We start from the raw sequence: 17,777 nt of genomic DNA, 5'->3' as shown, positions 1-17,777 counted from the left end.
AGAAACGCCGGGGCCGCGCCGCAAGGCGACGGCTCAGCTGCCGCTCGCGCCCGCCACGGGCTCGGCGGCGGCCTCGTCGGAAGGGCCCGCCCGCCCGATGCCGGCTTGGTTCGTCCCCGCCTGGCCATTGCCGGGATACACGGTGACGGTGGCGGTCAGCCCGGCGACGAGGCGGGTGCCGGCCGGCACCTCGTCGAGGGCGATGCGCACCGGCACCCGCTGGGCGAGCCGCACCCAGGCGAAGGTCGGCGTGACATTGGCGAGGAGATTCGAGCCGTTGGTGCGCTCGCGGTCCTCGATGCCGGCGGCGATGCTCTCGACATGGCCGCGCAGCTTCCGCCCGTGCCCCATCAGGTCGACGGAGACGGCGTCGCCGACGGCGATCCTCGGCAGCTGGTTCTCCTCGAAATAGCCCTCGACCCGGAGCGTGTCGGTGTCGATCAGCGCCATCACGCCGGATCCCGAGGCGACATAGTCGCCGGGATTGAGGGAGAGGTTGCTGATCACGCCGTTGGCCGGAGCGCGCACGCTGGTGCGCTCGAGGTTGAGGGCGGCGAGGTCGCGGTTCGCCTTCGCCTCGTCATAAGCGGCGCTCGCCTGCTCGACGGCGAGATCGGCCTGCTCGATGTTCTGCTGCGAGACCGCCGGGCCGTTTTCCAGCCGGTGATAGCGCTCGGCCTCCCGCCTCGCCTGGGTGAGGGCGGCGGCCCGGTCCTTCAGCGAGGCGTCGGCGAGGGCGAGGGCGATCTGGAACCGCGCCGGGTCGATGCGCACCAGCACCTCGCCCTTTGCCACCGTCTGGTTGTCGGAGACCAGCACCTCCGCGACCGGCCCGGAGATGTCGGGGGCGATGGAGACGACGTCGGCGCGCACATGGCCGTCCCTCGTCCAGGGCGTCTCCATGTAGCCCTGCCAGAGGTTCCAGCCGACGGCGAGGGCGATGGCGAAGAGGGTCAGCGTGAAGGCTGACTTGAGGAGCCGGGAGAGACGGGCGGTCATGATAGATACCATTCGGCGGCATTCGCCGCGGCTGCGGCGAGGAGGATGAAGATCGACAGGTCGAACAGCGCCGGGTGCCAGACGACGCGATAGACGCCGAGGCGGGCGAGGACTTTCTTGAGAAGCAGCAGCACCGCGTAGGATGCGAGAAGGATGACGAGGATCTTCGGGACGAAGACCCCGAAGATCGCGAGATCACCGGTCATGGGACACTCCTATTCCGCCGCGAGGGCGAAGGCGGGTTCGGCGGGCGGCGCGACATCGCCCGGAACGTTCGGCGGGGCCGGCGGCGGCGAGCCGGCGAAGAGCGCCCGCCGCAGTCCGACGAGCCCCTGGATCGCGCGCTCGCGGCCATCCGCCTTTGCGGGTTGCCGGCAGGCCGCGATCGCCGCGTCGATGCGGTCGCGGAGCTCGTCGCCGGGCTCGGCCGGGCCGACCCCCTCGGCCTTCTGCCGGTAGAACCGTGCGACGCCCGCCAGCACCGCCTCCACAGACGCCCGCTGCGGTCCGGCGAGCTGCCTTGCCGCCTCCTTGAGGTCGAGGACGTTGAGGCCGACGCGCATCTCCGCGAAGGCTTCGCTGCTGCTGTCCGAGCCTTGCTGCCCGAGGCGCGGCACCAGCTGGCCGAGCCGGTCGAAGAAGCGGCCGGCAAAGACCGGCGCCGCATCCGCCCGCCGCCCGGCGGCAAGGTCGGCGATCTCGCGCCAGCCCTGGCTCTCCAGTCGTCTGGCGGCCAGCGCCGCGCCGAAGGGCCGCGTCAGGATGGACCAGACCAGGGTGAAGATCACCCCGAGGACCGCGGCGATGGCGCCGTTGACGAACTGCGTGAAGTCGGCCGTGTAGACCTCCTGCAGCGTCATCAGCGTCGCGCTGTTGACGGCCAGCAGCAGGCCGATGAACATCGTCTTCGGTCGCCCGATCAGGATCGGCAAAGCGAGATAGACCGGCGCGAAGACGACGACGAGGCCGGCGAAGGTGGTCACCTGCGGCAACACGCCGAAGACGTAGATGCCGGCGACGATGCAGCCGAGCGTCGTCAGGACGGCCATCTGCTTCAGCTGCGGCAGCGGATTGTCGAGGGAGGCGAAGAACGAGCCCGCGACGCCGGCGATCAGCACGAAGCCCGCGCCCTGGTCCCAGCCGGAATGGATCCAGATCAACGAGGCGACGAACAGCCCGCCGATCGCCGAGAGGGCGGCGAAGGCCATCATGCCGAAATCGTAGTGGGGCACCTCGGCCGCGACGCTCTGGAGCCGCAGCGGCAGGGTCCGCCGCGCCCTGCGCCCGGCCAGGATCTCGCGCTTCAGGGCGAGGCAGTCGCTCCACAGGTCGACGAGATCGGCAAGCCGCGCCAGGGCGCCGTCCTGCAGCAGCGACGTCCAGTCGCCGCCCCGCGTCGCGCCCGCATGGCCCGCCCGGATCGCGGCGACCCGCGCCGCCAGCCGCCGGCCGCCGTCTTCCTGCGCCCTGCCGCTGCTGGCGATCCAGGCGTCGACCTCCCAGCACAGCACCTCGATCTCGGGCGGCAGCCGCCCGTCGTCGCGGCGGATCGCCGCCAGCCGGTCGGCGAGGGAGGAGAGCAGCGCCGGCAGCATCACCAGCCGGCCGCGCAATTGCCGCGCATGGACGACGACCGCCGCCATGTCCGGGTCGTAGCGCAGCTGGCCGATCAGCTGGTCGACGGCCTTCACGTCCGGCGCGAGCTTCAGCGTCTCGGCGAGCCGGTCGCCGGTTCCGGCGAGGACGTCGCGGATCCAGGAACTGGCGTCGGTCAGCCAGCCGTCGACCCGGCCCGCCACCACGGCGCCGAGGCTCTGGGGCAGGACGAGGGCGCTGACGAGGCTGGCGCAGGTGATGCCGAGGATGATCTCCTGCGACCGCGCGAGGGCGACGTCGAAGATGGTGGACGGATCGCCGACCGTCGGCAGGGCGATCAGCGGCAGCGTATAGCCGGACAGCATGAACATGTAGGAGCGCGGCGTCCGGTCGAGGAAGGAGACGAAGAGCAGGCCGCCGGTCCAGATCGCCACGACGGCGCTGAGCACCACCGGCTCGCCGACGAAGAGCGGCGTGAACAGGACCGCCGCGGACGCTCCGATCACCGTGCCCAGCGCCCGGTAGAGCGCCTTCGAGCGCGTCGCGCCGGCCAGCGGATTGGCGACGATGAACACCGTCGCCATCGCCCAGTAGGGGCGCGGCAGGCCGGCGGCAAGCGCGATGTAGAGGGCGAGCATGGAGGCGGCGAAGGTCTTTGCCGCGAAGATCCACTCCCGCCGCGTCGGCAGGTCGAACATCACGACGTCTCTTGCAACCGCGTCGCCGGGCCGTCGTCGCGCTCATCCTCCCCGCCGGGCCGGTAGGCGTCGAACGCGGCGAAGACCCGGAGGGTCGCGGCGATGTCGTCGCGGGGAACGTCTGCGAGGACGCGCGACCTCAGCGCGACGAGGTCGGCCTCGATGCGTGCCATCACGGCGTGGCCGCGTTCCGTCAGCCACAGCGTCTTGGCGCGGCGATCGGCCGGATCCTCCCGCCGCTCGACGAGGCCGCAGTCGCACATCTGGTCGAGGAGCCGGACGAGCGAGGGTCCCTCGATCCCCACCTCCTCGGCGACGGCGCCCTGGCGCACCCCGTCCCCCAGCCGGCCGATCGTCACCAGCGGATGGGCGCAGGCCTCCGAGACGCCATGAGCCTCGATCGACGCGCGCGCCTGTTTGCGCCAGACGCGGCCGATGCGCAGCAGGTTGGTGGTCAGGTCGAACTGGAGGGAAGCATCCTGTGTCATGCCTCTATTGATAGTGTCCTATCTAATAGGATGCAATGCATATGACCGTTGAGGATTCCGAACGCTGCGATGACGAGGCGTTGACAATGGCCGGGCGGCCGGCGGCCCACTCGTGGCGGGTCGCGCCCTACGCCCCGGCGTGCCGTGACTCGACACCGACAGGCGTGCAGCCACACCCCCGCCGCTCGGGCGGCCGCGTCCGGAGCCGCTCCCGTGAGGGAGTGTCCGCTGCAGGAAGTGGCGCGGGCAGAAGCCGCGGCGGCCTCAGTCTCCGGGGTGGGCCGAGCCGCCCTCGATGGTCTGCGGGCTCGGCTCGACGGCGCCACGGCGCTCCAGCCAGGTCGCGAGCAGCCACCACATCAGCGCCCAGGCGGCGCCCGCCGTCCAGCCGGCGAGGACGTCGGTCGGCCAGTGGACGCCGAGATAGACGCGGCTGACGCCGATGATCACCGTCAGGAACACCGCGAGGCCGAGCAGGAACGCCCGCACCCGGCGCCGCGGCTCGACCCTCGCGAGCAGGATCCCCAGCGTCAGATAGGTGATCGCCGACATCATCGCGTGGCCGCTCGGAAAGCTCGCAGTATAGACGTAGTCGCCATGCGGCACGAGGTCCGGGCGGGCCCGGTCGAAGCTGCGCTTCAGGATCTGGCCCATCAGGAAGCCGCTGCCGATGGCCGCAACGACCATCACCATGGAGCGGCGCTTGCCGGAGACCCAGAGATAGAGCCCGACGAAGGTGGTGATCATGATCAGGATGCCGGTGCCGCCGAGCGCCGTCACGTCGCGGCCCATCTCCTCCACCCAGCGCGGGCCGATCGGGTCGGAGACGTCGGTGCTGGAGCGAAGGGCGAGGAGGATGTCGCGGTCGAGGCCTTGGGTGTCGCCCTCGACCACCTCGCCGGCCAAGGAGACGAACGCCCAGATCGCCCCGGCGGTCACCAGCGCGCCGACCAGGGTCCAGGTTTCCACCATCTGCCAGAGCCGCAGGGGGATCTGTTGAAAACGAGGGGGCAGCTTGCGGGGATCGATCATTCAGGAGACGCCATGAAACGGGAAGGAGAGAGGATGAAGTGGCGGCCGGCGCCTCAGGCGGGCGGCAGCGACAGGAGGCGCCGTGCCTCCGCCGGGCTCGCCGGATGGCGGCCATGCCTCTGGCAGGCCTCGGCGGCAAGGCGCACCAGCGCCGCGTTGGAGGGGGCAAGCTCGCTTCGCGACAGGCGGACGTTGTCCTCGAGGCCGGTGCGGCAGTGGCCGCCTTCCTCGAGGCTCCATTCGATGAGCGTCGCCTGGTTGCGGCCGATCCCGGCGCCGGTGAAGGTGGCGTCGGGGGCGAGGCGCTTCAGGGTCCTCGCAAAGAAGCCGAAGCTCTCCCGGTCCGCCGGCATGGCGTTCTTGACGCCCATGACGAACTGCACGTGCAGCGGCCCGGCGATGCGGCCGTCCCCGGCCATTTCGGCGGCCTTGAAGATCATCGACAGGTCGAAGGCCTCGATCTCGGGCTTCACCCCGTGGCGCAGCATCTCCTCGGCCAGCCAGTCGACGAGGTCCGGCGCGTTCTCGTAGATCCTTGTCGGGAAGTTCACCGAGCCGGTCGATAGCGACGCCATGTCCGGCTTCAGCGCCAGCATGCCGCCGCGCTCGCGTCCCGCGCCCGAGCGCCCGCCGGTGGAGAACTGGACGATCATGCCGGGGCAGTGCCTGCGCACCCCCTCGATCAGCCGGGCGAACTTCTCCGGGTCGGAGGACGGCGTCTCGTCGTCGTTGCGCACGTGGCAGTGGACGAGGCTCGCCCCCGCCTCAAAGGCCGCGTGGGTGGATTCGACCTGTTCGGCGACGGTGATCGGCACCGCCGGATTGTTGGCCTTCGTCGGCAGCGATCCGGTGATCGCGACGGTGATGATGCAGGGCTCGCTCATCTTCCCCTATCTGGCCACCGCAAGGCCGACGGAAAGGCTTGGCCGGCCGCGACAGCTTGCAGCAGCGGCGCGGCAAGGCCTCGCCTCAGAACCCCGCCTGATCGAGATAGCCTTCGACCATGCCTCGGTAGCCGCCGCCGAAGAGGTTCAGATGCACCAGCGCCGGCCACAGGGCGTAGACCGGCGCCCGCTTGGCGTGGCCGGCCGGCAGCGGCCCGTAGGCGTCGAAGAACGCGCCGCTCGGCCGGGCGAACAGGCCGAGCATGGCGATGTCGATCTCGCCGTCGCCGAAATAGCAGGCCGGATCGATCAGCCCGGAGACCTTGCCGGCGAAGGTGAGGACGTTGCCGCTCCACAGGTCGCCGTGGAGGAGCGAAGGTTTCGGCTGCCCCGGCAGGATCTCGGGGAGTTTCGCGCATAGTGCCTCGACGCGGCGCTCGACGTCCGCACCCGTGCCCTTGGCGGCGACCGCGAGCCGCCTCTCGCCGAAGAAGCACGGCCAGTCGCAGCTCCAGTCGTTGGCGACTCGCAGCGACCCGAAGGCGTAGTCGCCGTCCCAGCCATAGCGCTCGCCCGTCGTTCCATGCAGTCGCCGCAGCACCTGCCCCAGATCCCCCCAGGCGGCGGCAAGGTCGCCGTCGTCCGGCAGCCGTTCGATGGCGAGCCCGTGCTCGTCGGCCGCAAGGACTTCAGGCGCCGGCACGCCCGCCGCCCTCATCGCCCGCAGCATGGCGGCCTCGGCAACCGGGGAGGGGCCGGACTTCACCAGCATCTCCCGGCCGTCCTCGAGCTGCACCAGATCGACATCCGACAGGGAGCCGCCGGCAAAGCGGGAAGAGCGCGCGACCTGCGAGCCGAGGAGGCGCGCGGCGTGTTCGCCAAGGCCGCTCATCGGCCGGCGGTCTCGGCCGAAAGCCGCTCCACCAGCGCGTCGGCGCCGGCGCAGGCGTCGCGCCAGGCGTCGTCGAAGGCGGCGTCCTCCTCGTAATAGGGATCGGTGACCGACTGGCCCTCGCGCCCCGGGACGTGGTCGAGCAGCAGGCTGATCTCGGCCCGCCCGTCCGCCGGCGCCAGCCGTCTGAGCCCCGAAAGGTTCTCCGCGTCGAGGCCGATGACATGGTCGAAGCGGTAGAAGTCCTCCGCCGTGACGAGCCGGGCCTGCCGCTCGCCGATCTCGATGCCGTTGCGCCGCGCCACGGCCTGTGCCCGGGCATCCGGCGGATAGCCGAGATGCCATCGGCCGAGACCGGCGGACTCCACATGGACGGCAAGGCCCGCCCGTTCCGCCGCCGCCCGGAATGCCGCTTCGGCGAGCGGCGAGCGGCAGATGTTGCCGAGACAGACGAACAGGACGGCGGGGGTGCGGGTCATGGGATCGCTCGATGGCTTGGACATGACCCAAGGATGGTGCGACGATGCTCGCTTCGCAACCGCTCCGACCCGCCGGCCGGCTCGCGCCGCCGTCGCCGAGGCGCTTTGCCGCCCGGCACGGCCCTGTCAGAAGATGAAGTCGGCGGCGTCGAGATCGGCGATGGCGACGCCGGCCAGGGTGATGACGTTCGGCCCGTCGACGATCAGCGTGTCGGTGCCGGACTGCTGGAGATGATTGGCGGCCAGATCGGCGAAGCCGGTGATGCCGGTGACGTTCGTCAGGTCGATCTTCTCGAAGTCGTTGGTGGCGTCGAAATCGGTGATCGTGTCCTGGCCGAAGCCGTTGCCGAAGGCGAAGACGTCGGCGTTGAAACCGCCGGTGAGCGTGTCGTTCCCGGTTCCGCCGACGATGAGGTCGTAGCCGGCGCCGCCGGCGAGCGTGTCGTCGCCGCCCCGGCCGAACAGCCGGTCGTCGCCGGCCCCGCCGCCGAGACCATTGGCGAGATCGTCGCCGCGCAGGTTGTCGGCGAAGCGCGAGCCTTCGAGGTTCTCGATCCACAAATAGCTGTCGCCGGCGGCCTCGCCGGTGTTGACCGTCGAAACGGCGAGATCGGCGATGACGCCGGCGCTGGCCGTCCGGTAGCTGGCGGTGTCGTCGCCGGAATAGCCGTTGAGGAGGTCGGCGCCGGCGCCGCCGATCAGGACGTCGTCGCCGCCGCGGCCGAACAGGCGGTCGTCGCCCGCCCCGCCGGCGAGGAGGTTGGCGAGATCGTCGCCGCGCAGATTGTCGGCAAGGCGCGAGCCTTCGAGATTCTCGATCCAGACATAGCTGTCGCCGGCGGCCTCGCCGGTGTTGACCGCCCAAACGGCGAGATCGGCGAGGACGCCGGTGGCGGATCGGTAGCTCGCCGTATCGTTGCCGGAATAGCCGTTGAGGAGGTCGGCGCCGGCGCCGCCGATCAGGAGGTCGTTGCCGCCCCGGCCGAAGAGGAGGTCGTCGCCGAGCCCGCCGGTGAGGACGTTCGCCCCGTCGTCGCCGCGCAGATTGTCGGAAAAGGCCGAGCCGATGAGGTTCTCGATGGAATCGAAGACGTCCCCGGCCGCTTCCCAGGTGTTGAGGCCGACGGCGACGAGATCGGCGAGAAAGCCGGTGACCGACCCGGCATAGCTCGCCGCATCGATGCCGCCCCCGCCCGCCAGCCGGTCGGCGCCGGTGCCGCCGGCAAGGAGGTCATTGCCCTCGCCGCCGTCCAGCGCGTCGTCGCCGGCCCCGCCGAAGAGGCTGTCCGATCCCTCACCGCCCGCCAGGAAATCGTTTCCGCTGCCGGTGACGATCCGGTCGTCGCCGTCGATGCCCATGACGAAGAGGTCTTCGCTCGACGCGCCTGCATTGAACGCATTGTCAATCGGCACGCCCCAGCCATTGACGTTGTTGTCGCCGACCGTGTCCGCAAGGAGGGCGTCGAAGCCGTGCAGCGTGACGAAGCGGTCGTAGTCGAGGGAGGGGGCAAGCGCCGCGGCCTCCACGAAGGCCTGGCCGACGAGCTCGTAGAAGCTGGCATAGTGCTGGGCGAGGAAGTTGGTCTCGAAGTTCGGCGAGAGCGCGTACTGGTCGACCAGCGGCGCCTCGATCTGCAGGCGGTTGCCGGAAAAATGCAGCTGGTCGGAGATCGCGCCGATGGCGAAATTGGTGATCGGCGCCTGGGCCGGGTCGGTCTGGCTGTGGCGCAGGAAGTCGTATCGCGATGGATTGCGCACGATGTCGTCGGCATGGTCGTACTGGATATACCAGTCCGGCGTCTGCAGCAGGCTGATGGTGCCGTTACCGTCGATGTCGAGGGAGACGATGGTGCGGTCGAAGTCCGGCTTCAGGGCGAAGACGCCGGGATCGATGCCGGCCGAGGCGAGGGCCACGAGCTGCAGGTCGATCCCCTCCAGCGCGGCAAAGCGCGCCGCGTCGTAGACGGCGAAGAGATCCACCATCGAGCCGCCGAGGCTGTGGCCGGAGACGACGATCTCGGTGACGGCGTTGGCGGGATTGCTGACATAGTCGTAGATCTGGTCGATCAGCGCTTCCAGCTGGCGGTAGTAGCGGGCCTGGCCGACGGCCGTGCCGGCCTCGCCGTCGGCGGTCGCGCCGTCGGCGTCGGTGCCGCGCAGGACGAGATGCAGGGTCTTGCCGGTGTCGTTGTCCTTCAGCGCGGTCAAAGCGACGGCGCCGGCCGCCGGGAACGGCACTTCCGTGCCGTTCTCGAACCGCTGGAAGCTGTTGCGCCAGAGATCCCCGGCATAGCTGAAATTGTGGTCGAGGCCGTCGGTGATCTCGGATGCGGAAATCTCCGACGCCTCGAAGCCGAGATCGCTCGAGGAGAGCGTGTCGAAGCCGAACTGGGCGAGATAGACGTCGTAGCGGTCGTAGACGTTGAGGTCGCCGCGATTGCCGACGTCGTCGGGATCGCGGCTTTCGTCGCAGTCGCGCAGGAACGAGCGGGGCATGTCGTCGACGCCGCCATAGACGGCCCGATTGAGGAGGACGACGTCGTCGAGGCTGGCGGCGGTGGAGAACTGGATGGACGTCTGCAACGGGCGGCTCCCGGAAGGTGGCGACGATGCGACGACCTGTCGGGGCGCCCGAAGGCCGAGGCCCCAGGCCGCGGAATGTCTCCTGCGGGATCGGGCACGGGCTTGGCCGCAGGTGTCGCTGCTCGGGGAGAAACTATGGCGGCGGGATGGTTTGGCCCGCAGGCCGGGGGCCGGACCGGCTTGTCCGGACGCGGGTCGCCCGTCATCCGATCGTCATGAAGCGCCGGCGTCCGGATCGACGGCAGGCTGATCGCCCTGCAGGACCGGCCGATCCGGCGTCACCGCGCCGTCACGCAAGCGTGAGAATCCGGCCTCGACGCCGAGGATTGAATTTTTCGTGTCGGAAGGGCGGTGGCTCCCCGGGCCTTATCCAAGCCGCTGAAACTGCTGACTTTATTGCACTCATCATATTGATTTTCATAACCGCCATGGCAAAGTGGTCGCACAGGTTATCCCGAGTGACAGCCAAGCCGGTTATGAAAGGCGTTATGGATGCCACGTCACAAGCTGACGGACAGCAAAATCAGGAGTCTAACCAAGCCGGGCATCTACGGCGATGGCGATGGGCTCTTTCTGCGCGTCCAGGCGACGGGGCGTCGCTCATGGGTTTTCATCTGGAGACGCTTCGGCACTCGGCGTGAAATTGGCCTTGGACCTTACGGCTCTGGGACGGCTCACGTCTCCCTCGCTACAGCTCGATCGAAAGCAGATGAGGCCCGGGAGATTGTCGGCTCCGGCGGCGATCCAAAAACCGACATGGCAGAGCGCAAGGCGGCGGTTCGCGTCATCACCTTCGGCCAAGTCGCGGACGAATACATCGCCACGATGCGCCCGAAGTGGCGCGGCGCAAAGACCGTCGCGGCGTGGGAGCGCTTCGCCGGGAGTTACGTCACCTCGATTCGTATGGTGCCGATCGACAAGCTGACGACGGAAGACGTCCTCCGTGTCCTTCGCCCGCTTTGGCACGACAAGCCGGAGACGGCGACGAAGGTCCGGGAGCGGACCAAGCTTGTCCTCGATCACGCCAAGGCGCGAGGGCTCCGCAGCGGCGAGAATCCTGCGCAATGGAAGGGACATCTGGATCAGATCCTTCCAGCGCCTTCAAAGCTATCGCGTGGACATCATGCGGCTATACCGTTCGCCGATGTTGCTGCATTTCTCCAGCGGCTACACGCCGTGCAGGGCGTCGGCGCAAGGGCATTGGAGTTCACGGTTTTGACAGCCGTTCGCAGCGGCGAGGCGCGGGGCGCAACATGGCAAGAGATCGATCTAGAGGGTGCGCTCTGGACGGTACCGGCCGAGCGAATGAAGACCGGCAAGGCGCACCGCGTTCCGCTCTCTGAGCGCGTCCTCGAAATCCTCCAGACGATGAATGCCACCGCCGTCAATGACCTGGTTTTCCCTGGGCAGCGCACTGGCCGTCCGCTCTCCGATATGTCTCTTGCCAAGGCGCTCAAATCGGCGGGAGCTGGCGAGTTCACTGTCCATGGTTTCCGCTCCAGCTTCCGCGATTGGGTTGCCGAGGAAACCAACTTTCAACGCGAGGTCGCCGAGGCCGCGCTGGCGCATTCGGTCGGCGATGCCGTGGAGCGCGCCTATCGACGCGGCGATGCATTGGAGAAGCGCCGCAGGCTGATGGATGCATGGGCACGATATTGTCGAAACATACCGATTGAGAATGTAACTTCGACCCAAAGCAAGGCCGTCTGATGCTAGATCCTTCGGAAGAGGCTCGAAAGGCAGAGTTGCTTCAAGAGCTAAAAAATCTGGAAGAAAATGCGCGCAGGAGGTGGCTTGAGGAAGCAAATTCTAAAATCTACTCTTTTGCAAATGTAAGAAAATTAGAAGATCTCGAAAAGCTTTATCGTTTCCAAGCCGTTTTTGGACGTTACGCACCATGGATAATTGGCAACGATCATGCGACAATAAGAGTTCATGGAGCAATGACTGACGGATTGAAATTTAATCCGCCAGAAACGCTAAAGAAAAACAGCTTTGAGGCCGATTTGAAACGGTTTCGCAAAGCGATCGAAGCGCTTTCGGACTGGTCGATATGGGGGACGAAAGCATGTATCGGGACCGTCCCTCTGCATCTGGAGAGCGACGATCCTGAGGATGCTGCTAGTGTCGCCAAATCAATTTATTACTGCCTTCTTACAATAGCTGATGCGGCACATCATTATGAAAACCTTCCTCAAGCCTTGGATGCCTTAGAAGGCTGGGCACGCAGTGCCGCCGAATACGTTCCTGACCAGCGCAATATCAACTGGGAAGCTGTTCACGCAGTTGGTAACCTGCGAGGCTACTGGGAAAATATGACCGAGACTCCGGCGCCTAGCAGGGCTCTAAACCCAGCTTCGCCGTTTGCCGACTTCCTCCGCGATGCGTTCGAGTTCTTTCAGATTACGGGAGATCCCATGTCTGCCTTCAAGCGTTGGGTCGCTCTCGAAGAAGTCGAGCCGCAAACGTGGAAGTAGTACAGAAGTCGCCTGAAAACCTGAGATTTGACTGACTACAGCTCGCATGTCGCTGCTTACCACAAGTGCCGTTCAACCCGAGCGGCATAGTCAAACCCGCCGCTCAAAAGATGGAGCGGCAGATGCCCGACACCCCCCACCTGATCAGTCTAAATGACGCTTGCCGGCTGACCTCGCTGAGCCGAACCGCCATCAACCGTTGGCGCGGGCTCGGAAAGTTCCCGAAGGCTGTTCCTCTCGGAGACAAGCGCGTTGCTTTCGTCCGGGCCGAGGTCGAGGACTGGATTGTTGCCCGCATCGCCGACCGTAACCGTGAGGTCGCGTGATGGTTACGGGACTTGGACAGCAAAAGCGCCAGAAGATCGAATTGCGAATCGAGGCGCTGATCAATCTTCTCGACGAACTCGACGGCGATCCGGACCTTGAGGACGGCGCCGACGACGAGCCCGACCTTGGCGGGCATGGCCACGACACTGACGCCGGGTGGCAGCACGATCTAGAACGAGACGACGCCGACGACGAACCATCGCTCGGTCGGCTGGAGACGATCCACCAGGGCGCGGCGAGCTACGCGTGCGGCGTCATTGTTGACGGCGAGATAAACGTCGAGGACGAAGGCGAGCCGGAGGACGGCGAATGAGCGGCCCTCGCGATCTTTCCCGCGGCAGGAAGCCTATCGAGCGCGCCAACCCAACCGAGGCGATCGGCGCAAAGTCTCACTTCACATTCGAGCCGGACGGCCGGGGCTACGTCCTCAGTATTCACCGTCGAGGTCAGCCGGTTGAAACGATTCAAGTGGAAACCGAGGGCGCGTTGAACCGCGAACGGCGCCGACTCTCTGACGAAGGTCTGATCGGCCTCAATGCGGGGGCGCTATGACGGACCTCGCGTGGATGAAAACGTACATCGGAGACGAGGCGGCCTTGACGGGCCACCTCACTCCCGAGGAGTTCGGAGCCTTTGAGCGGCTGCGTCGGCACTACTGGCAGCACGGCGGCCTGCCGAACGACGACACACGGCTGATGCGGATCACCGGCGTCAGTGCCGATCGATGGGAGGAAGTTCGTTCCGGCATCTGCGATCTATTCGAGCCTCATTGGCGTCTGCCGAAGCTCGACGAGATGAGGGCGGATGCTGCCGAGAAGCGCGAACGCAAGGTCGCAGCCGGACGGAAGGGCGCCGACAAGCGATGGTCAAAGGATGGCAAACCCAATGGCACAACCAATGCGGATGCCATTAGCAAACGCATGGCAGCCCCAATGGCAGAACCAATGGATAACCAATGGCCACCAGCACCAGCGCCAGATGAAGAGCGCTACGAAGAAAGGTTAGCTCCTACACGCACGTACGCGCGCACGCGCGAAAGCCAGCCCGGATGCTTCTCGATCCCGGAGACTGACAGCGAGGCGAGGGCATTCCTTCGCCGCCATGATCTCCAGCCGAGGCAGGTTGAACGGGCCTTGCCCATGCTGATGGAAGGTCGGCTCGATCAGTCCATCCTCGATCAGATCATGATGCAGTGAGGGCAGCGCGATGACGACACCCTTGCCGATCATCTGGACAGCGGGCGGGATCGCGCGTTTCCTGCAAATGGGGACCGATGGCGTCTATGCGCTGGCACGCGACAGCGATGCGCCGATCTACAAGGCCGGCGGCCGGCTCTACGCCTTCGAAGACGAGCTTTCGGACTGGATGCGCAGCGCCGAAAACCGGGCAACCCCAAAGAACCCCAAAGCAGCCTGAAGCTCCCGATGGCACGAACCATGCCGGCTCCCGCATACCGTTGGCATGGTCTCGATCCTCGAAGGCGAACTCGCTGCCATCGTCACTGACGCGCTGACGGATGCGAACATCCCGCGCGACGTGACAGTCACACGCACCATGCCGGGCGATCCCTACGATCCCGACGACATGGGCGAGACTGTCGACTATGCCGGGCGTGGATGGATCGAACTCTACTCCGACGCTGACCGTGACGGGCAAGTGGTAGGCGTCACCGACGTGAAGGTGATGATCCTCGTCACGACGATTGCCGTCATACCCTCGCAGCAGGACACCATCACCGTCGGCGGCGAGACGTATCAGGTCATCACCGCGGCACGGGACGCATCGGGTGCGCTCTTCATCGTCCAGGCGCGCCGATGACTGCCAGAGTGGTCCCAATGCCGGGCGCGCGGGGGGAACCGGTCAACGCGGAGCGGGGCTGTTCCTTTCTCTCTCCCGAAAAATCGCCGGCCGAAAAAGCGATCCGGTTCCTCGAAACCCTGAAGATTCCGGAAGGGCCGAAGGCTGGGCAGCGGCTGAAGCTCGCCGGATTCCAGCGCAAGTTCGTACAAGGGGCGCTCGATCCGGCGAACATGGTTGCGGTGCTCTCGATCGGTCGCGGCAATGCCAAGACGGCGCTGGCGGCGGGCCTCGCTCTCGGCGCGCTTCTCGGCGAATGGGACCGGCAGCCGAAGCGGGAGATCCTGCTTGCGGCCCGAAACCGCGATCAGGCGAAGACCGCCTTCAACTTCATCGTTGGTTTCGTCGAAAGCCTGCCGAAGGCCAAGCGGGAAAAATTCATCATCCGGCGAGGCTCCCGGCTGGAGGTCGAATATCCCGACAAGGGCGGCGGGCTTGCTCGCTGTATTGCGGCCGATGGGCGCTCGATCCTCGGCGGCGCGCCGACGCTGGCCATCTTGGACGAGCGGGCGGCGTGGGAGCGGGACAAGGGCGACACGCTGGAGAACGCTATCCTGTCGGGCCTCGGCAAGAGGAACGGCAAGGCGCTGATCATCTCGACCTCGGCGCCGGACGATGCGAACACCTTCAGCCGATGGCTGGACGAACCTCCGGCCGGCACCTTCGTGCAAGAGCATCGTCCACCCTTCGGCCTCCCGGCTGACGACGCGGATTCGCTTCTCATTGCCAATCCCGGCGCAAGCGAGGGCATCGGTGCGAGTCTCGAATGGCTCCAGGCGCAAGCTAGGCGCGCCATCGCACGCGGCGGCTCGGCGCTCTCATCCTATCGCAACCTCAATCGCAACGAACGTGTCTCGACCGAAGATCGGTCGGTTCTGATCACCGTCGATGAATGGCTTTCCGCCGAGGTCGCGCCCGACGCCATGCCGGAGCGTGACGGGCCGTGCATCCTTGGTGTCGATCTCGGCGGTTCCCGGTCCATGTCGGCAGCGGCATTCTACTGGCCACAGACGGGCCGGCTGGAGGCGTTCGGCACATTCCCCGCGACTCCATCGCTCGCCGATCGCGGCGCCTCTGACGGAGTTGGACGGCGCTACTCGGAAATGCAGGAACGCGGCGAGTTGACCGTGATGGGCTCGAACACGGTCCCGCCCGGCCCATGGCTCGCCGAGGTCGCGAGGATCGCGGACGGGGCGGCGATCACTTGCATTGTCGGCGACCGATTCCGCCATGCCGAATTTTCCGAAGCCATGGCAAAGGCAAACCTTCGCGTGCCGTTCATCTGGCGGGGCTTCGGCTGGAAGGACGGCGCCGAGGACATCGAACGGTTTCGCCGCGCGCTCTTTGACGGTTGCGTGAAGACGACGCCCTCGCTGCTTCTACGCTCGGCTTTCTCCGATGCAATCACGCTGGTCGATCCCGCCGGCAATCACAAGCTGGCGAAGGCCCGTTCCCTCGGCCGGATCGACGCGGCGGCGGCCACCGTCCTCGCCGTCGCCGAGGGCGCCCGTCAGGTCGCGAGACCGGCCCGACCGAAAAGGGCTGCGACATGGGCCTGAGACGCTACGACAGGGCCGGAGCGGCCATATATCGCTCGCCGCGCTGGAAGTCGGTTCGCTTCCTCGCGAAGCGCCGGGATTGCTGGAAATGCGTCCAGTGTGGCGGTAACGGCCGGCTCGAAGTCGATCACGTCAAGCCGGTGCGCGACGCGCCAGAACTCGCCTTCGATCTATCGAACCTTCAAACGCTCTGCGGTGCGTGTCACGCCCGCAAAACCCGAATCGAGGTCGGTCTCGCCGAGATCGACCCGAAGCGCCGCGCATGGCGCGATCTGGTGCGAAACGCGCCGCAACCCCAAGCACCTATGGAGAAACCCAATGCTTGATTCCGTGCGAATCCAGCGGCGCCAAAGCGAGATTCGCCAGGCGCTCGCCGGCGTTGTCGGGAAGGACAGCCCGACCGATGACGAAACCCGCTCGATGGAAACCCTCGATGCGGAATACCGGACCAACGAGACCCGCTATCGCGCGGCTCTTGTCGCCGAGGATGCAGAACGCCGAGATGCCAAGGGCGAGTTGGAAACTCGTTCCGAACGCGATTTCTCAGAGATGATCGGCAAGTTCGAGCTTCGTCAGGTCGCGCTCGCGCTCGACGAGGGCCGGCAGCTCGACGGCGCAACAGCCGAAGTGGTCGCGGAGATGCGATCACATGGCGGCTATCGCGGCATCCCGGTGCCGTGGATGGCGCTGGAGCGTCGCGCTGGAGAGACCGTCGCCAGCGGAGCGCCTGATCCAATCACCACGCGCCCGATCATCGACAGGTTGTTTCCCGATAGCGTGGCGTCTCGCATGGGCGCGCAAATGATCACGATCGACAGTGGCGCGACCGAGTGGCCAGTCGTCACCTCCAGCGTGTCGGCAGGCTGGGCCGATGGCGAAACCGCCAACGTCGCGGGGCCAACCGCCTTCGCCACGACCGACCGAGCCCTGAAGCCGGAACAGAATCTCGGCATCACCATGCGCATTACCCGCAAGACGATGAAACAGTCGGGCGCGGCGCTGGAGCAGGCGGTGCGCCGGGACATGAATTCGGCAATCGCCGCCGCGCTCGACAAGGCGATTTTCCAGGGCACGGGCGCCAACGGCCAGCCGCTTGGCGTCATCACCGGGGCCGGCACCTACGGCATCACGAGCACGGATGCTGCCGCGCTGGCGTCCTGGTCGGCGCTTCGCGCCGCTGTGGTGCGCTTCATGACCGCGAATGCGGCTGGCTCCCCCGCCGCAGTGAGGGGCCTGATCCGGCCGGAACTATGGGCGCTGCTCGACGATACCCTGATCGAAGGCACGGCCGTTAGCGAGTGGGATCGCCTGCTCAAGAACATTCCGGCCGGCAACATCGCCATGTCGAGCAATGCGCTGGCGGCGCCGTCCGGCGATCCGCTTGAAACACAAGCGCTGCTCACCACCGGAGCCGGTGGCGTGGCGCCGATTTTCGTTGGCGTGTGGGGCGGCGTGGACCTTATCCGCGATCCGTACACCGATGCGCAGTCGGGCGGCTTGCGGATCACCGCTCTCACTACGGCAGACGTCACCGTAGCGCGGCCCGGTCAGCTTGAACTGATCACCGGCCTTGAGATCGAGGCTTCCTGATGCTCTTCGGCGGCCTCGAAGGATCGACGCTTGAACTGCGGGCCTCCCGGAAAGGGGGGCGCCGCATCCGCGGGCGCTTTCCGTACAGGAGCAAGGCAACGCTTTCGGACGGCGGCAAAACCGGACGGCCGCGCAAAGAGCAATTCGCGCCGGGAGCCTTCAGCTATTCGCTAGAATCTCCAGCCGAAATTCACCTGCTGGTCGGCCATTCCTTCGACCGTCCGCTGGCGTCGAAGAACAACGGCACTCTGACGTTCAGCGACACACTAGTGGATTAACCGAGACAAAAGCATCCCTTTGGGGATTCCAACGCGCC

The 17,777-nt window shown here is 66.7% G+C and carries 21 protein-coding genes; 12 read left to right on the top strand and 9 right to left on the bottom strand.

Features of this window, described 5'->3' with window-relative positions; translation table 11 throughout:
• Positions 1–33 precede the first annotated feature (33 nt).
• The 9 genes from ATO4_RS24430 to ATO4_RS27450 form a co-directional block, all read right to left on the bottom strand.
• Complete coding sequence (locus ATO4_RS24430) at positions 34–999, bottom strand: HlyD family secretion protein (protein ID WP_083594392.1); 966 nt, start codon at positions 997–999, stop codon at positions 34–36.
• Positions 996–1,205: a DUF1656 domain-containing protein gene (locus ATO4_RS24425; protein WP_083594391.1), complete on the bottom strand. Its 210-nt coding sequence runs from the start codon at positions 1,203–1,205 to the stop codon at positions 996–998. The genes ATO4_RS24430 and ATO4_RS24425 overlap by 4 nt, the downstream gene beginning before the upstream one ends.
• Positions 1,206–1,214: 9 nt before the next feature.
• Positions 1,215–3,293, bottom strand: a complete 2,079-nt coding sequence (locus tag ATO4_RS24420) for an FUSC family protein (RefSeq protein ID WP_083594390.1) — start codon at positions 3,291–3,293, stop codon at positions 1,215–1,217.
• On the bottom strand, positions 3,293–3,781 hold the full coding sequence (locus ATO4_RS24415) for a MarR family winged helix-turn-helix transcriptional regulator (protein ID WP_083594389.1): 489 nt from the start codon (positions 3,779–3,781) through the stop codon (positions 3,293–3,295). The genes ATO4_RS24420 and ATO4_RS24415 overlap by 1 nt, the downstream gene beginning before the upstream one ends.
• 264 nt (positions 3,782–4,045) lie before the next feature.
• Entirely contained in the window at positions 4,046–4,813 is a 768-nt protein-coding gene (locus tag ATO4_RS24410; RefSeq protein WP_083594388.1) for a phosphatase PAP2 family protein, read from the bottom strand.
• A gap of 53 nt (positions 4,814–4,866) precedes the next feature.
• Positions 4,867–5,697: a 3-keto-5-aminohexanoate cleavage protein gene (locus tag ATO4_RS24405; RefSeq protein WP_083594387.1), complete on the bottom strand. Its 831-nt coding sequence runs from the start codon at positions 5,695–5,697 to the stop codon at positions 4,867–4,869.
• 85 nt (positions 5,698–5,782) lie between these two features.
• Positions 5,783–6,589: a fructosamine kinase family protein gene (locus ATO4_RS24400; protein ID WP_083594386.1), complete on the bottom strand. Its 807-nt coding sequence runs from the start codon at positions 6,587–6,589 to the stop codon at positions 5,783–5,785.
• Positions 6,586–7,068: a low molecular weight protein-tyrosine-phosphatase gene (locus ATO4_RS24395; protein ID WP_083594385.1), complete on the bottom strand. Its 483-nt coding sequence runs from the start codon at positions 7,066–7,068 to the stop codon at positions 6,586–6,588. The genes ATO4_RS24400 and ATO4_RS24395 overlap by 4 nt, the downstream gene beginning before the upstream one ends.
• Before the next feature lie 126 nt (positions 7,069–7,194).
• Positions 7,195–9,651, bottom strand: coding sequence for a calcium-binding protein (locus tag ATO4_RS27450; RefSeq protein ID WP_139802673.1), 2,457 nt, complete (start codon positions 9,649–9,651; stop codon positions 7,195–7,197).
• A 492-nt stretch (positions 9,652–10,143) separates the two neighbouring features.
• On the opposite strand from ATO4_RS27450, the gene ATO4_RS24385 reads away from it, so the two are divergent.
• The 12 genes from ATO4_RS24385 (at position 10,144) to ATO4_RS24335 (ending at position 17,739) form a co-directional block, all read left to right on the top strand.
• Positions 10,144–11,361, top strand: a complete 1,218-nt coding sequence (locus ATO4_RS24385) for a site-specific integrase (RefSeq protein WP_083594384.1) — start codon at positions 10,144–10,146, stop codon at positions 11,359–11,361.
• Positions 11,361–12,128: a hypothetical protein gene (locus ATO4_RS27445; RefSeq protein WP_139802672.1), complete on the top strand. Its 768-nt coding sequence runs from the start codon at positions 11,361–11,363 to the stop codon at positions 12,126–12,128. The genes ATO4_RS24385 and ATO4_RS27445 overlap by 1 nt, the downstream gene beginning before the upstream one ends.
• A gap of 122 nt (positions 12,129–12,250) precedes the next feature.
• A complete protein-coding gene (locus ATO4_RS24380) occupies positions 12,251–12,454 on the top strand; it encodes an AlpA family phage regulatory protein (RefSeq protein WP_083594406.1) in 204 nt (67 codons plus the stop codon).
• Entirely contained in the window at positions 12,454–12,768 is a 315-nt protein-coding gene (locus ATO4_RS24375; protein WP_083594383.1) for a hypothetical protein, read from the top strand. Before ATO4_RS24380 ends, ATO4_RS24375 begins: the two co-directional genes overlap by 1 nt.
• Entirely contained in the window at positions 12,765–13,007 is a 243-nt protein-coding gene (locus ATO4_RS24370) for a hypothetical protein (RefSeq protein WP_083594382.1), read from the top strand. The genes ATO4_RS24375 and ATO4_RS24370 overlap by 4 nt, the downstream gene beginning before the upstream one ends.
• A gap of 14 nt (positions 13,008–13,021) precedes the next feature.
• Positions 13,022–13,651: a DUF1376 domain-containing protein gene (locus tag ATO4_RS24365; protein ID WP_176223151.1), complete on the top strand. Its 630-nt coding sequence runs from the start codon at positions 13,022–13,024 to the stop codon at positions 13,649–13,651.
• 10 nt (positions 13,652–13,661) lie between these two features.
• The gene (locus tag ATO4_RS24360) at positions 13,662–13,871 is read left to right on the top strand and encodes a hypothetical protein (RefSeq protein ID WP_083594380.1); all 210 of its coding nucleotides are present in this window, start codon (positions 13,662–13,664) and stop codon (positions 13,869–13,871) included.
• A gap of 45 nt (positions 13,872–13,916) precedes the next feature.
• Positions 13,917–14,273, top strand: a complete 357-nt coding sequence (locus ATO4_RS24355; protein ID WP_083594379.1) for a hypothetical protein — start codon at positions 13,917–13,919, stop codon at positions 14,271–14,273.
• A gap of 17 nt (positions 14,274–14,290) precedes the next feature.
• Positions 14,291–15,871, top strand: a complete 1,581-nt coding sequence (locus ATO4_RS24350) for a terminase large subunit (protein WP_176223150.1) — start codon at positions 14,291–14,293, stop codon at positions 15,869–15,871.
• Positions 15,862–16,197 (top strand): HNH endonuclease signature motif containing protein, encoded by a 336-nt coding sequence (locus tag ATO4_RS24345; RefSeq protein WP_083594378.1) that lies wholly within the window; start codon positions 15,862–15,864, stop codon positions 16,195–16,197. Before ATO4_RS24350 ends, ATO4_RS24345 begins: the two co-directional genes overlap by 10 nt.
• Entirely contained in the window at positions 16,190–17,461 is a 1,272-nt protein-coding gene (locus ATO4_RS24340) for a phage major capsid protein (RefSeq protein ID WP_083594377.1), read from the top strand. Before ATO4_RS24345 ends, ATO4_RS24340 begins: the two co-directional genes overlap by 8 nt.
• Positions 17,461–17,739 (top strand): HK97 family phage prohead protease, encoded by a 279-nt coding sequence (locus ATO4_RS24335; protein ID WP_083594376.1) that lies wholly within the window; start codon positions 17,461–17,463, stop codon positions 17,737–17,739. The genes ATO4_RS24340 and ATO4_RS24335 overlap by 1 nt, the downstream gene beginning before the upstream one ends.
• The last annotated feature ends 38 nt before the right edge of the window (positions 17,740–17,777 follow it).

This window comes from Aurantimonas sp. 22II-16-19i (assembly GCF_002088275.1).
In the GTDB taxonomy this organism is placed as follows: Bacteria; Pseudomonadota; Alphaproteobacteria; order Rhizobiales; family Rhizobiaceae; genus Jiella.
Note: the sequence above shows the minus strand (reverse complement) of the source record. Positions and strands in the feature narration are given on the sequence as shown.

What these genes read in the sequence shown, in the direction of transcription:
- ATO4_RS24335 (WP_083594376.1), top strand. Translation starts at nt 17,461, where the DNA reads ATGCTCTTCGGCGGCCTCGAAGGATCGACGCTTGAACTGCGGGCCTCC.
- ATO4_RS24415 (WP_083594389.1), bottom strand. Translation starts at nt 3,781, where the DNA reads ATGACACAGGATGCTTCCCTCCAGTTCGACCTGACCACCAACCTGCTG.
- ATO4_RS27445 (WP_139802672.1), top strand. Translation starts at nt 11,361, where the DNA reads ATGCTAGATCCTTCGGAAGAGGCTCGAAAGGCAGAGTTGCTTCAAGAG.
- ATO4_RS24385 (WP_083594384.1), top strand. Translation starts at nt 10,144, where the DNA reads ATGCCACGTCACAAGCTGACGGACAGCAAAATCAGGAGTCTAACCAAG.
- ATO4_RS24360 (WP_083594380.1), top strand. Translation starts at nt 13,662, where the DNA reads ATGACGACACCCTTGCCGATCATCTGGACAGCGGGCGGGATCGCGCGT.
- ATO4_RS24350 (WP_176223150.1), top strand. Translation starts at nt 14,291, where the DNA reads ATGCCGGGCGCGCGGGGGGAACCGGTCAACGCGGAGCGGGGCTGTTCC.
- ATO4_RS24375 (WP_083594383.1), top strand. Translation starts at nt 12,454, where the DNA reads ATGGTTACGGGACTTGGACAGCAAAAGCGCCAGAAGATCGAATTGCGA.
- ATO4_RS24400 (WP_083594386.1), bottom strand. Translation starts at nt 6,589, where the DNA reads ATGAGCGGCCTTGGCGAACACGCCGCGCGCCTCCTCGGCTCGCAGGTC.
- ATO4_RS24430 (WP_083594392.1), bottom strand. Translation starts at nt 999, where the DNA reads ATGACCGCCCGTCTCTCCCGGCTCCTCAAGTCAGCCTTCACGCTGACC.
- ATO4_RS24395 (WP_083594385.1), bottom strand. Translation starts at nt 7,068, where the DNA reads ATGACCCGCACCCCCGCCGTCCTGTTCGTCTGTCTCGGCAACATCTGC.
- ATO4_RS24420 (WP_083594390.1), bottom strand. Translation starts at nt 3,293, where the DNA reads ATGTTCGACCTGCCGACGCGGCGGGAGTGGATCTTCGCGGCAAAGACC.
- ATO4_RS24340 (WP_083594377.1), top strand. Translation starts at nt 16,190, where the DNA reads ATGCTTGATTCCGTGCGAATCCAGCGGCGCCAAAGCGAGATTCGCCAG.
- ATO4_RS24345 (WP_083594378.1), top strand. Translation starts at nt 15,862, where the DNA reads ATGGGCCTGAGACGCTACGACAGGGCCGGAGCGGCCATATATCGCTCG.
- ATO4_RS24365 (WP_176223151.1), top strand. Translation starts at nt 13,022, where the DNA reads ATGAAAACGTACATCGGAGACGAGGCGGCCTTGACGGGCCACCTCACT.
- ATO4_RS24380 (WP_083594406.1), top strand. Translation starts at nt 12,251, where the DNA reads ATGCCCGACACCCCCCACCTGATCAGTCTAAATGACGCTTGCCGGCTG.
- ATO4_RS24370 (WP_083594382.1), top strand. Translation starts at nt 12,765, where the DNA reads ATGAGCGGCCCTCGCGATCTTTCCCGCGGCAGGAAGCCTATCGAGCGC.
- ATO4_RS24405 (WP_083594387.1), bottom strand. Translation starts at nt 5,697, where the DNA reads ATGAGCGAGCCCTGCATCATCACCGTCGCGATCACCGGATCGCTGCCG.
- ATO4_RS24355 (WP_083594379.1), top strand. Translation starts at nt 13,917, where the DNA reads ATGGTCTCGATCCTCGAAGGCGAACTCGCTGCCATCGTCACTGACGCG.
- ATO4_RS24410 (WP_083594388.1), bottom strand. Translation starts at nt 4,813, where the DNA reads ATGATCGATCCCCGCAAGCTGCCCCCTCGTTTTCAACAGATCCCCCTG.
- ATO4_RS24425 (WP_083594391.1), bottom strand. Translation starts at nt 1,205, where the DNA reads ATGACCGGTGATCTCGCGATCTTCGGGGTCTTCGTCCCGAAGATCCTC.